Here is a 13,812-nt window from a genome sequence, read left to right as displayed (position 1 = left end):
AACGTCAAGCGATACTTGAATTCTCTCTCAATTCTCTCTTCAATTCCATTACCATTCCATGCTATCAAATATCTGGGATGCCGTATCAATAATACATGTGCAAAAAGATAGACTCACTTGGATTTAAAGGTTTGTACCGATATTTATTTTCGTCCCAAAAGCAGTCCATTTCATCGATTATTACCTGATCCTATCCAGATTGCTTGTTAACTTATATTACATATTTAGTCTATAGATTATAACCTAATATAAAGGGGAGCCGGTCTCTGTATCGTAATTAACTTACATTATGCAATGGCTTAATCAATTATCCCATTTAATTGCAGGAATTGCGCATGCATTGACAGAGATTCTCACTTTTCTGTACGAAATCCGTGTTGCTCAACAAAAAGTCTAACCTACCGATGCAGCAATCCATTGACCTGCTAAAAGAGATCGAAACCAAGACTGCATCGGAATTTCTGGACAAAATCGTTATCATGGAAAAATTGAAAATCAGCAAAAAAAACCTATGAACGTTACATCGCTGATCAGCTCCTTAATCCCAGCGAGCTGGGAGGAAAACATTACTATACAGATGTAGACATCAGCGAGGCGCTGAGACGCAACAAGAAGTACAGGCATGCTCAATAGGGGGATCATGTCAATTTTCGGTATCAGGTGGGGCGCAATCGGTATCCGGTTCGGTGTAAACCGTATCGGGTTTATCGTTTACCTTGTCTAGTTGGCCGTTTACGTTGTCTGGTTTATCGCGGACGGTGTTGGGTTCGTCATAAATCGTATCCGGTTTGACATAAACTGTATCAGGTTTGTCGTTTACGTTATCTGATTTATCGCAAACTGTATTGGGGGTGTGATAAACTGTATCGGGTTTTTCATAACCTGTATTAAGTCTGTTGCAAACCGTATCGGATAGTTAAGAAAAATACATCAGTCTCTAACGAGAGTGATCCGGTTTTTGGGACTTTGTATCCGGAAAATAAACTTTTTGAGTGATGTTTCTGACAGGTATTCCCGTCATTTCGAGTCATTTTACGTCAAATAGCGTCATTATTTGCATTCGCCTTAGCTGCTAAAGTATGTTTGTATCGTTCAATCAACTCGCGAGGTAAAGGACATGTTTTTAAAAATTTAAACAGAAAAAAATGGCTAAAACAAAAGCACTGATCGGTTTTGTCAAAATGAAAGATGATGAACTGATGATTTTAGGAAATACGGTCATCAATGCGATGACTGGCAACAGTAATTTTACAACACCTAGCCCCGCGCTGGATGATATCAAAACCCTGCTTGAAGACTTTTCGGTCAAACTGGCAATAGCCCGCAAACGAGGATCGCCGGAGGATACCGCACGTAAGGATGAAAGCAAAGAGCCGCTGGCCGAAGCTTTGCAGCAACTGGCTTATTATGTCAATAGCGTAGCAAAGGGGCATCTCTCCACCTTATTGAGTTCAGGCTTTCCGACGAGTGCACCAGCTGTCGGCAGTATAATCCCGGCTCAGGTCCAGGGCGTGAAAGTCTCTGATGGAAGGCAATCGGGACAGCTGAGGCTGGATTTTGAATCCCAGGGCAGAGCGGCAAAGTTATATGAGTACTGCTATCGGAAAGTGGAAACGCCCGAAGCGGAGTGGAGTGACCGCCTGACGACAACCTCCTCACGCGGTAATATCATAGCGCCGTTGGAAGTGGCTCAGCTGTATGAATTTAAAGTCCGTGCAGTGAATAGCAAGGGAGCGGGCGACTGGAGCCAAACAGAAACTATATTGGTTCGATAGCGGAGTTCAGATGATTATCACCATTAAAAGGGAGAAGCGTAGCGAGCATGCTACGCTCTCCAAAGTCTACGTCGATGGGAAGTATTTCTGTCTCGCGCTAGAAGATTCGGTACGTGACGAAAAGATACCGGGGAGTACGGCCATACCTGCCGGACAATATAACGTGCAACTACGCAAAGCAGGTGGTATGCATGCAAGGTACTCTCGCCTTTATCCGGGGCTTCATCGCGGTATGGCCCAAATGATGCAGGTGCCAAATTTTGAATACGTCTATATCCATATCGGTAACTATTTCAGTGATACCGCCGGATGTGTGCTGGTGGGGGATTACTGGAAAATGAAGGATGGGGATTATGCGGTGTATGGATCGACCAGGACGTATCTGCAGCTCTATGTGCTTATGTGCAAGGCTTGGGATAATGGCGAAAAAGTAACTGTGGAGATTGTCTCGGGGCCGACGTTTGAAGAACAGTGTTTATCGTAAATGTAATCACATGAAAACAATAGTAAATAAAATAAATCGGGCCTTGCAGATGATTCTGATGGCCCCTGTCAAATTGCCGGGAAAAGTGCTGGCAGTCGTCAGATATGTCGCCTTGGGGCTGGGAATCATGGAAACAGTACTTGAGAAGGATAATGCGGAGACAGAAGACTCCACTGATGAATTAGAAAAAGGAGGTCCGGATGCGGCTAAATGATATTCGTTTTGGAACCTTCGGCGGTACGCTGGTCTCTATCTGGGCTAGTTTCTCCCTGGGCGATCTTTTTCAGACAATGCTGTCGGCGGTGTTGGGGACTGTGGCCAGCTACGCGGTAGGATGGCTGATCGGGAAGTGCAGGCTGCGGAAGTAGGTCGTTAATTGTTAGTTTATTTATATAAAGCCATTCTCTTGATTGAGGATGGCTTTATATGTTGAAATATCTGTAAAAAAATCATAAATTCCTGAAAAATTAAAAGTTATATACTTGCAGGATTCAAATCTTCTTATTAACTTTGCACCTCGGTTGGGGTGTTACGTCCTGATCGATGAATGTTACGTTATTTGCTTCCAACTTACTAACAGACATTTAACAAAATTAAATTCAAAACAAAATGGCAAAAGAAGTCAGTGCGTTAGTAAAATTACAAGTTAAGGGCGGAGCTGCGAATCCTTCACCTCCAGTAGGACCTGCATTAGGTGCTAAAGGTGTGAATATCATGGATTTCTGTAAGCAGTTCAACGCTCGTACGCAAGACAAACCAGGTCAAGTATTACCTGTTGTCATTACAGTTTACGCGGATAAGTCATTTGATTTTATCATCAAGACTCCACCGGTAGCAGTTCAGTTGAAAGACGCTGCTAAATTAAAAAGTGGATCTGGCGAGCCTAACCGTAAGAAGGTTGCGGCTATTACTTGGGAACAAGTTGAGACAATCGCTAAAGATAAAATGCCTGATTTAAATGCATTTACTGTAGAGGCTGCTATGAGAATGGTAGCTGGTACAGCACGTAGTATGGGTATTACTGTATCCGGTAATGCTCCTTGGAACAATTAATTAAGAAATCAATTTAAGAAAAGTGGCTAGATTAACAAAAAATCAAAAAGCGGCACTATCCAAAATTGAAGCTGGTAAAGCATACTCTTTAAAAGAAGCTTCGGCTTTAGTTAAAGAAATCTCATTGACCAAATTTGATGCTTCTGTGGATATCGACGTTCGTTTGGGCGTAGATCCTCGTAAAGCAAATCAAATGGTGCGTGGTATTGCAACATTACCTCACGGTACTGGTAAAACTGTTCGCGTTTTAGTTTTGTGTACTCCTGATAAGGAAGAAGAAGCTAAAGCGGCAGGTGCAGACTACGTAGGTTTAGATGATTACATCAGCAAAATTGAAGGTGGTTGGACTGACGTTGATATCATTATTACTATGCCTAGTGTTATGGCTAAAGTTGGTAAATTGGGTCGTATTTTAGGTCCAAGAAACTTGATGCCTAACCCTAAAACTGGTACAGTTACAACAGAAGTTGGTAAAGCTGTAACAGATGTAAAAGGTGGTAAGATCGATTTCAAAGTTGACAAAACCGGTATCATCCATACTTCTATTGGTAAAGCGTCGTTCGATGCAGATAAAATATATGATAACGCATTAGAGGTATTACAAACTCTAGCACGTTTGAAACCATCTGCAGCTAAAGGAACTTACTTTAAAAGTATTCACATTTCCTCAACTATGAGTCCTGGTATTCATATTGAGACTAAATCAGTAGCAGGTATTTAATCATGAGAAAAGAAGAAAAACAAGAAATTGTTCAAGCTTTGGCCGAACAGATTAAATCTTACGGTAACTTCTATATTGCCGATACTGCTGAGTTGTCAGTTGAAAAAGTGAATAACATTCGTCGTAAATGTTTTGAGCAAGGTATCGAAATTAAAGCTGTTAAAAACACTTTAATTAAGAAAGCATTGATCGAAGCTGGTGTTGAAGAAGAAGATATTTTTGGAACGCTTAAAGGTGCGTCTACAATGATGTTTTCAGAAGTCGCTAATGCACCTGCTAAATTGATCAAAGAATTGCGCAAGACAGGTGAGAAACCGTTGTTAAAGGCGGCTTTCATTGAGGCAACAGCATTCGTAGGAGATAATCAATTAACTGCATTAGTTAATCTTAAATCTAAAAACGAACTTATTGCTGACGTTATCGCGGCATTGCAGTCACCTGCGAAAAATGTTATTTCGGCTCTTCAATCAGGAGGAAATACTGTTGCAGGTTTAGTAAAAGCTTTAGAAGAAAGAGGTTAACGAATCCTCTAGAACAGAATTATTCGTTACAATTTAATTAACAATTTTTACAAAGTACATTCAAAAATTCAAAATAAAATGGCAGATTTAAAACAACTTGCTGAACAGTTAGTTAACTTAACAGTAAAAGAAGTTAAAGAATTAGCTGATATCTTAAAAGACGAGTATGGCATCGAGCCTGCTGCTGCTGCTGTTGCTGTAGCTGCTGCTCCAGCTGAAGGTGGTGCTGCTGCTGCAGAAGAGAAAACTTCATTTGACGTTATCTTGAAAGAAGCTGGTGGTCAAAAATTAGCTGTAGTTAAATTGGTTAAAGATTTAGCTGGATTAGGCTTGAAAGAAGCTAAAGATTTAGTTGACGGAGCACCTAAAGAATTGAAAGCTGGTGTATCTAAAGACGAAGCAGAAGCTTTGAAAAAACAATTAGAAGAAGCTGGTGCTGTTGTTGAGATTAAATAATCTCAACTAATTAGCCCGAAAAGGTTTAGACTCTGACGATTTTTCGTCAGAGTCTATTCCTATTTATATCAATACGCCACTATGCTGTGTATATGCTGGGCACAGTGGACATGTGGTTTACAGCATGCATGTAAGCGCAGTTTTTTTAAAACTAAAATTCATATTCCCTTGGCAAACAATAATATTCAACAAGAAAGAATAAACTTTGCAACAAGTAAGAAAGTATTGGAATATCCAGATTTCTTAGATGTGCAATTGGAATCTTTCAAGGAGTTTTTTCAACTAGAAACTACTTCTGACAACCGCCATCAGGAAGGGCTGTTCAAGGTATTCTCGGAAAACTTCCCTATTTCTGATTCAAGAAACATTTTTGTGCTAGAGTTTTTGGATTATTTCATTGATCCACCACGTTATGATATCCAAGAGTGTATCGAACGCGGCTTGACTTATAGCGTTCCTCTAAAGGCTAAGTTAAAGTTATCTTGTAATGATGAAGAACACGAAGATTTCGAAACTATTGTTCAGGATGTATATTTAGGGACTATCCCTTATATGACTCCTAAAGGTACTTTCGTGGTAAATGGTGCAGAGCGTGTCATCGTATCGCAATTACACCGTTCACCGGGCGTTTTCTTTGGTCAAAGTAGACACACAAATGGTACTAAACTTTATTCTGCAAGGGTAATTCCTTTCAAAGGGTCTTGGATCGAATTCGCTACAGACGTAAACAACGTCATGTATGCTTATATCGACCGTAAAAAGAAATTCCCAGTTACTACCTTATTGCGTGCGATCGGTTACGATTCAGATAAAGATATCTTAGAATTGTTTGACCTAGCTGATGAAGTAAAAGTTAGTAAATCTGGTCTTAAAAAATATGTTGGCCGTCGTCTTGCGGCTAGGGTATTAAAAAAATGGGTAGAAGATTTCGTGGATGAGGATACTGGTGAAGTAGTATCTATCGACCGTAACGAAATTATCCTTGAACGTGAAACTGTTCTAGAAGAAGATCACATTGATTTGATTATCGAAGCTGGCGTTAAGTCTATTATCTTAGCGAAAGACGATGAGTCAAATAATGCAGATTATTCTATTATATATAATACTTTACAAAAAGATACTTCCAATTCAGAAAAAGAGGCTGTAGAGCATATCTATCGTCAATTGCGTAACGCTGAACCACCAGATGAGGAAACTGCTCGTGGTATCATCGATCGCTTGTTCTTCTCTGATAAACGTTATGACTTGGGTGATGTAGGTCGTTACCGTATCAACCGTAAGTTGAAATTGGGTACACCAGATGAGACTAAGGTCTTGACGCGTGAAGATATCATTGCAATCGTGAAGTATTTGATAAACTTGATCAACTCCAAAGCTGAGGTGGATGATATTGACCACTTGTCAAATCGTCGTGTACGTACAGTTGGTGAGCAATTATATGCTCAATTTGGTGTGGGTCTATCTCGTATGGCGCGTACAATCCGTGAGCGTATGAATATCAGAGATAACGAGGTGTTTACACCAACAGATTTGATTAATGCACGTACTTTATCGTCAGTAATCAATTCGTTCTTTGGTACCAACCAGTTATCTCAGTTCATGGACCAAACTAACCCTCTTGCTGAAATTACGCACAAACGTCGTTTGTCAGCTTTAGGTCCAGGTGGTCTTTCTCGTGAGCGCGCAGGTTTCGAGGTTCGTGACGTTCACTATACACACTACGGTCGTCTTTGTACAATCGAAACACCAGAGGGACCAAACATCGGTTTGATTTCTTCTTTGGCTGTACATGCAAAAATCAACCATTTAGGTTTTATTGAAACTCCTTACCGTAAGGTAAAAGATGGTGTTGTTGTTGTAGACCAACCTGTGGTATACTTGTCAGCTGAGGATGAAGATGGTAAAACAATTGCACAAGCAAATGCTTTGTATGATGACAAAGGTAATTTTGAAGATGCAAAGGTAAAAGCCAGATACGAAGGTGACTTCCCAATTATCGAGCCTGAAATGCTTGACTATATGGACGTTGCTCCAAACCAAATTACATCTATTGCGGCTTCATTGATTCCTTTCTTGGAGCACGATGATGCCAACCGTGCATTGATGGGATCCAACATGCAACGTCAGGCTGTGCCTGTATTGCGTCCGCAGGCTCCTATCGTAGGTACTGGTCTTGAAGGTCGTGTAGCGAAAGATTCACGTACATTGATCAATGCCGAAGGTCATGGTGTGGTTGAATATGTAGATGCTGATGAAATTAAAATCCGTTACGACAGAAACGATGATGATCGTTTAGTATCATTTGATGATGATGTCAGAACATATAAATTGATCAAATTCAAGAAAACTAACCAGAATACTTGTATGAACTTGAAGCCTATCATTAAGAAAGGTCAACGAGTTGAACCAGGACAGGTATTGTGTGAAGGTTATGCTACTGAAAATGGTGAATTAGCATTGGGTCGTAACTTAAAGGTAGCGTTCATGCCTTGGCAAGGATATAACTTTGAGGATGCGATCGTAATTTCTGAGCGTGTAGCGAAAGAAGACTGGTTTACTTCTCTTCACATTGAAGAATTCGAACTTGAAGTTCGTGATACAAAACGTGGTGAAGAAGAGTTAACAGCTGATATTCCTAACGTATCTGAAGAAGCGACGAAAGACTTAGATGAAAACGGTATTATCCGTATCGGTGCTGAAGTTGGTGGTGGTGATATCTTGATCGGTAAAATCACGCCTAAAGGTGAGTCTGATCCTTCTCCAGAGGAGAAATTATTACGTGCAATCTTTGGTGACAAAGCTGGTGACGTGAAAGATGCTTCATTGAAAACTCCACCTTCATTAAAAGGTGTTGTTATCGATACGAAGTTATTCTCTCGTGCGAAGAAAATGTCTAAAGAAGTTGAACGTAAAACTTTAGAGAAATTAGAGGTTGCTCACGATAGAGCTGTTAAATCATTGAAAGACCGTTTGGTGGAGAAATTATTCATTGTAGTGAATGGTAAAACAAGCCAAGGTGTGTACAATGTATATAAAGAGTTGTTAGTTGCTAAAGGTGCTAAGTTTACACAAAAAATCTTAGCTGAATTAGAATACAACAACATCAACCCAATGGGATGGACAACTGACGAAGATAAAAACGAGTTGATCAAAATGGCCCTTCATAATTACAATATTAAAATTAATGAAGAATTAGGTTCATTCAAACGTGATAAATTCGCAGTATCTGTTGGGGATGAGCTTCCATCAGGAATCGTGCAGATGGCGAAAGTTTACGTAGCTAAGAAACGTAAATTGAAAGTAGGGGATAAGATGGCAGGTCGTCACGGTAACAAAGGTATTGTTGCACGTATCGTACGTGATGAAGATATGCCATTCTTGGAAGATGGTACTCCGGTTGATATCGTGTTGAACCCATTAGGGGTACCTTCACGGATGAACTTGGGTCAGATCTATGAAACTGTATTAGGTTGGGCTGGTCAAAAATTAGGTATTAAATTTGCTACACCAATCTTTGACGGTGCTGAGATGGATCAAGTACAAGACTGGGTTGCGAAAGCTGGTTTACCAAAATCAGGTCGTACATATTTGTACAATGGATTGACAGGTGACCGTTTCGATCAACCAACAACAGTAGGTGTAATCTACATGTTGAAATTAGGTCACATGGTTGATGATAAAATGCACGCACGTTCAATCGGTCCTTACTCATTGATCACACAACAACCTCTGGGTGGTAAAGCACAATTCGGTGGTCAGCGTTTTGGTGAGATGGAGGTTTGGGCATTGGAAGCATTTGGTGCATCTAACATCCTTCAAGAGATCTTGACCGTGAAATCGGATGACGTAGTTGGTCGTGCCAAAACTTACGAAGCAATCGTTAAGGGCAACAACCTTCCGACACCATCGGTACCAGAATCGTTCAACGTATTGGTACACGAGTTGCGCGGATTGGGTCTAGATATCACATTGGATTAATTAAGCAATTAGGGCTTTGAAGGACTGCAGTTCTTCAAAGCTTCTCTATAAAGCTTTAACTTTTGAATAAGTATGTCTTACAAAAAAGATAATAAAATTAAAAGCAACTTCACTTCGATTACGATCAGCTTGGCTTCTCCAGAAACTATTTTGGAGCGTTCAAGTGGTGAAGTTACAAAACCAGAAACGATTAACTATCGTACCTACAAACCAGAACGTGATGGTTTATTCTGTGAGCGTATTTTTGGTCCTGTAAAGGATTACGAATGTCACTGTGGTAAATACAAACGTATCCGTTATAAAGGTATCGTGTGTGACCGTTGTGGTGTTGAGGTAACAGAGAAAAAAGTACGTCGTGAGCGTATGGGACACATCAACTTGGTGGTTCCTGTAGCGCACATCTGGTACTTCCGTTCTCTTCCTAATAAAATCGGTTATTTGTTAGGGCTTCCTACAAAGAAACTGGATATGATCATTTACTATGAACGTTATGTCGTTATCCAAGCTGGTATTAAGGAAGAAGATGGTATCAACTTTATGGACTTCTTGACTGAAGAAGAATATTTAGATATTTTAGATACCTTACCAAAAGAAAATCAATATTTAGACGATACTGATCCTCAAAAATTTGTCGCTAAGATGGGTGCTGAGGCTTTGGAAGATTTGTTGAAACGTATTGATTTGGATCAATTGTCTTACGATTTACGTCACCAAGCTGCTAACGAGACTTCTCAACAACGTAAAAATGAAGCGTTAAAACGTCTTCATGTTGTTGAAGCTTTCCGTAGCTCACGTGAAAACATCGAGAATCGTCCTGAATGGATGATCGTGAAGATTGTTCCTATCATTCCACCTGAATTACGCCCATTGGTGCCTTTGGATGGTGGTCGTTTTGCGACTTCGGATTTGAACGATTTATACCGTCGTGTTATTATCCGTAACAACCGTCTAAAACGTTTGATCGAGATCAAAGCTCCAGAAGTAATCTTACGTAACGAAAAACGTATGCTTCAAGAGGCAGTGGATTCTTTGTTTGACAACTCACGTAAAGTGAATGCTGTTAAGACAGAAGGTAACCGTGCATTGAAGTCGTTATCTGATATTTTGAAAGGTAAACAAGGTCGTTTCCGTCAAAACTTATTAGGTAAACGTGTCGATTATTCAGCTCGTTCGGTAATTGTGGTAGGTCCTCACTTGAAATTACATGAGTGTGGTCTTCCTAAAGATATGGCTGCTGAGCTTTACAAACCGTTTATCATTCGTAAGATGATCGAGCGTGGTATTGTAAAAACAGTAAAATCCGCTAAGAAAATCGTAGATCGTAAAGATCCAGTGGTATGGGATATCCTTGAAAATGTATTGAAAGGTCATCCTGTATTACTTAACCGTGCACCTACGCTTCACCGTTTGGGTATTCAAGCTTTCCAACCTACTTTGGTAGAGGGTAAAGCGATTCAGTTACACCCATTGGTTTGTACAGCGTTCAACGCCGATTTTGACGGTGACCAGATGGCAGTTCACTTACCTTTAGGTAATGCTGCAGTTTTGGAAGCCCAAATCTTGATGTTAGCAGCACACAATATCTTGAACCCTGCGAACGGTTCACCGATCACTGTACCATCTCAAGACATGGTATTGGGTCTTTACTATATTACTAAAGGTCGTAAGACTGCTGGTGACCATATCGTAAGAGGCCAAGATATGACTTTCTATTCAGCTGAAGAGGTTATCATTGCTTTGAATGAGAAGCAAATTGACCTTCACGCTTGGATTAAAGTAAAAACAAAAGTCAGACAAAAAGATGGTAGCATCGTTGATACCTTATTAGAGACAACTGTAGGTCGTGTGATCTTCAACCAGGTTGTTCCTGAAGAAATGGGATTTGTCAATGAATTGCTGACTAAAAAATCTTTGCGTAATATCATCGGTGAGATTGTGAAGACTACGGGTATGGCTCGTGCAGCACAATTCTTGGATGATATGAAAGAGTTGGGATATCAAACAGCCTTCAAAGGTGGTCTTTCTTTCAACTTGGAAGATTTGAACATTCCTGCAGCGAAAGCTGAGTTGATCCAACAAGCAACAAACGAAGTTGAAGAAGTAATGAGCAACTATAACATGGGTTTCATTACGAACAACGAACGTTATAACCAAATCATCGATATCTGGACACGTATCAACAACAGATTGACTGCGCACGTAATGGATATTCTTTCCAACGATAACCAAGGTTTCAACTCAGTTTATATGATGTTGGATTCTGGGGCCCGTGGTTCGAAAGAGCAGATTCGTCAGTTGTGTGGTATGCGTGGTTTGATGGCGAAACCTCAAAAATCTGGTACTTCAGGTGGTGAGATTATTGAGAACCCGATCTTGTCGAACTTTAAAGAAGGTTTGTCCGTATTGGAGTACTTTATCTCTACCCACGGTGCGCGTAAAGGTCTTGCCGATACAGCCTTGAAAACGGCTGATGCGGGTTACTTGACACGTCGTTTACATGACGTCGCTCAGGATATGATCGTTGTTGAACAAGATTGTGGTGGTTTACGTGGTATCTACACAACAGCATTGAAAGATAATGATGATGTTGTTGAACCATTATTCGACCGTATCTTAGGTCGTACTCCATTACATGATGTATTCCATCCGGAGACAGAGGAGTTGATCGTTTCAGCAAATGAAGATATCACTGAGGAAATTGCGGAGGTTATCGAAAAAGCAGGTATTGAAGGTATCGAAATTCGTACTGTATTAACTTGTGAATCGAAACGTGGTGTGTGTGCTTGTTGTTATGGTCGTAACTTGGCATCTGGTAAACGTGTTCAATTGGGTGAAGCTGTCGGTGTTATCGCAGCACAATCAATCGGTGAGCCAGGTACACAGTTGACACTTCGTACATTCCACGTGGGTGGTACGGCATCAAATATTGCCGCTGACTCAAGCATCATTTCTAAATACGATGGTAAAATCGAATTTGAAAATGTGCGTACCGTTTCGCAAACAAATGACAATGGTACACATCAGGTTGTCTTAGGACGTTCTGGTGAGGTTAAGATCATTGATGCACATAATAAGATTGTATTCCAACAAAATATCCCTTATGGTTCACAGTTGTTCGTTGAGGATGGCGGTACAGTAGCTAAAGGTGATAAATTGGTAGAGTGGGATCCATATAACGCAGTAATTATCTCTGAATTTGCTGGTAAAGTTGAGTTTGATGCAATCATCGAAGGTGTTACCTTCCGTGAGGAATCAGATGAGCAAACTGGTCACAAAGAGAAAGTAATTATTGAAACACGTGATAAAACGAAAAACCCATCCATCAAGATTCTTGATAAATCTGGAGAGGTTATCCGTACGTACAATATCCCAGTAGGCGCCCACGTTGCTGTTGCTAACGGTGTAACTGTTAAGGAAGGCGGTATCTTAGTTAAGATTCCTCGTTCTACTGGTAAAACACGAGATATCACGGGTGGTCTTCCACGTGTAACCGAGTTGTTCGAAGCACGTAACCCTTCTAACCCAGCTGTTGTAACAGAAATCGACGGTGTGGTAACATTAGGCGGTGTGAAACGTGGTAACCGTGAGATGTCGATTGAATCACGTGATGGTCAAATCAAGAAATACTTGGTGCCACTTTCCAAACATATCCTTGTTCAGGATAATGACTTCGTGAAAGCGGGTATGCCATTATCGGATGGTTCGATCTCTCCAGCGGATATCTTATCTATTAAAGGACCTTCAGCGGTGCAACATTACATCGTGAATGGTATCCAAGAGGTATACCGTCTTCAAGGTGTGAAGATCAACGATAAGCACTTCGAAACGATCGTTCACCAGATGATGCAAAAAGTTAACATTGAGGATCCAGGAGATACACGTTTCTTAGAGAAAGAAGCTGTAAACAAATGGGACTTCATGGAAGAGAATGATTCCTTGTTCGACAAGAAAGTCGTTGTTGATGCCGGAGATTCCAATAGCTTACGTCCAGGACAGATTGTTTCTTTACGTAAGTTGAGAGAGGAAAACTCCAGCTTGAAACGTCGTGACTTAAAACTTGTAGAAGTGCGTGAAGCAATTCCAGCGACTTCAAGTCCATTGTTGCAAGGTATCACTAGAGCGTCATTAGGTACCAAATCGTTTATCTCTGCTGCCTCTTTCCAAGAGACAACAAAAGTATTGAATGAAGCTGCTATCGCAGGTAAACGTGACAACTTGTTAGGTTTGAAAGAAAACGTAATCGTTGGTCACTTGATTCCTTCAGGTACAGGTATCCGTCAATACAGCAACTTAATTGTTGGTTCTCGCGAAGAGTACGATCAATTGTTGGCTTCGAAAGAAGAAGATTAATCTATCATAGATTATTTTATAGAGAAAGGTCCAGGCGTATGTCTGGACCTTTTTTGTTTCCATAGGGACTTTATGTGGTATAGAATAAAGCAGTAAATAGTATTTAACTTGTCCTTTTAGCTGTGAAATTGTTTTGTTAAGGGAGGGCTTCGAACTGAAATTTATAACGAGCAGCTTGGCCGTTTAATTGGTTAATTTAACCTGATTGGACGGTTTATAGTATATCTGTCTTAAATGAATCCTTCAATGTTACAGTTAGTTAACCTTAATATTAAAAAATAATAAACAAAAGGCTTGGAAGTTTGCCCGAAAACTCCCTATCTTTGCACCACTCCGCAAGGGAGGGACGGTTACTTCGCAAGGGGATACCAGTGAAAAAAAGAAGGGTCTGACGGGAGTTAGGCGCGGAAATCGGGAAAAAGGAAGAGAAAAAAAACTTCAAAAGTTTTTTGGAAGTTCGGAAAAGATTTCTAT

General features: G+C 40.4%; 9 protein-coding genes. All 9 read left to right on the top strand.

Annotated elements, in window-relative coordinates; translation table 11 throughout:
• Window positions 1–1,145: 1,145 nt before the first annotated feature.
• The 9 genes from AC07UV_RS03435 (at window position 1,146) to rpoC (ending at window position 13,338) form a co-directional block, all read left to right on the top strand.
• The gene (locus AC07UV_RS03435) at window positions 1,146–1,775 is read left to right on the top strand and encodes a fibronectin type III domain-containing protein (protein WP_282250194.1); all 630 of its coding nucleotides are present in this window, start codon (window positions 1,146–1,148) and stop codon (window positions 1,773–1,775) included.
• 10 nt (window positions 1,776–1,785) lie between these two features.
• The gene (locus AC07UV_RS03430; protein WP_282250193.1) at window positions 1,786–2,259 is read left to right on the top strand and encodes a DUF5675 family protein; all 474 of its coding nucleotides are present in this window, start codon (window positions 1,786–1,788) and stop codon (window positions 2,257–2,259) included.
• Window positions 2,260–2,269: 10 nt separating this feature from the next.
• Complete coding sequence (locus AC07UV_RS03425) at window positions 2,270–2,473, top strand: hypothetical protein (RefSeq protein WP_282250192.1); 204 nt, start codon at window positions 2,270–2,272, stop codon at window positions 2,471–2,473.
• Window positions 2,474–2,868: 395 nt separating this feature from the next.
• A complete protein-coding gene (rplK, locus tag AC07UV_RS03420; protein ID WP_028072660.1) occupies window positions 2,869–3,312 on the top strand; it encodes a 50S ribosomal protein L11 in 444 nt (147 codons plus the stop codon).
• Window positions 3,313–3,334: 22 nt separating this feature from the next.
• Entirely contained in the window at window positions 3,335–4,033 is a 699-nt protein-coding gene (gene rplA, locus AC07UV_RS03415; RefSeq protein WP_046672240.1) for a 50S ribosomal protein L1, read from the top strand.
• Window positions 4,034–4,035: 2 nt separating this feature from the next.
• The gene (gene rplJ / locus AC07UV_RS03410) at window positions 4,036–4,554 is read left to right on the top strand and encodes a 50S ribosomal protein L10 (RefSeq protein ID WP_223583976.1); all 519 of its coding nucleotides are present in this window, start codon (window positions 4,036–4,038) and stop codon (window positions 4,552–4,554) included.
• A 78-nt stretch (window positions 4,555–4,632) separates the two neighbouring features.
• The gene (rplL, locus tag AC07UV_RS03405) at window positions 4,633–5,010 is read left to right on the top strand and encodes a 50S ribosomal protein L7/L12 (protein ID WP_002992785.1); all 378 of its coding nucleotides are present in this window, start codon (window positions 4,633–4,635) and stop codon (window positions 5,008–5,010) included.
• Between the two features lie 168 nt (window positions 5,011–5,178).
• Complete coding sequence (rpoB, locus tag AC07UV_RS03400) at window positions 5,179–8,988, top strand: DNA-directed RNA polymerase subunit beta (protein ID WP_223583977.1); 3,810 nt, start codon at window positions 5,179–5,181, stop codon at window positions 8,986–8,988.
• A gap of 72 nt (window positions 8,989–9,060) precedes the next feature.
• A complete protein-coding gene (gene rpoC, locus AC07UV_RS03395) occupies window positions 9,061–13,338 on the top strand; it encodes a DNA-directed RNA polymerase subunit beta' (RefSeq protein WP_120261639.1) in 4,278 nt (1,425 codons plus the stop codon).
• Window positions 13,339–13,812 lie beyond the last annotated feature (474 nt).

Source organism: Sphingobacterium sp. GW821-FHT03E03 (genome assembly GCF_059420745.1).
The sequence above is the reverse complement of the archived record's forward strand: the minus strand, read 5'-3'. Positions and strand labels throughout refer to the sequence as shown.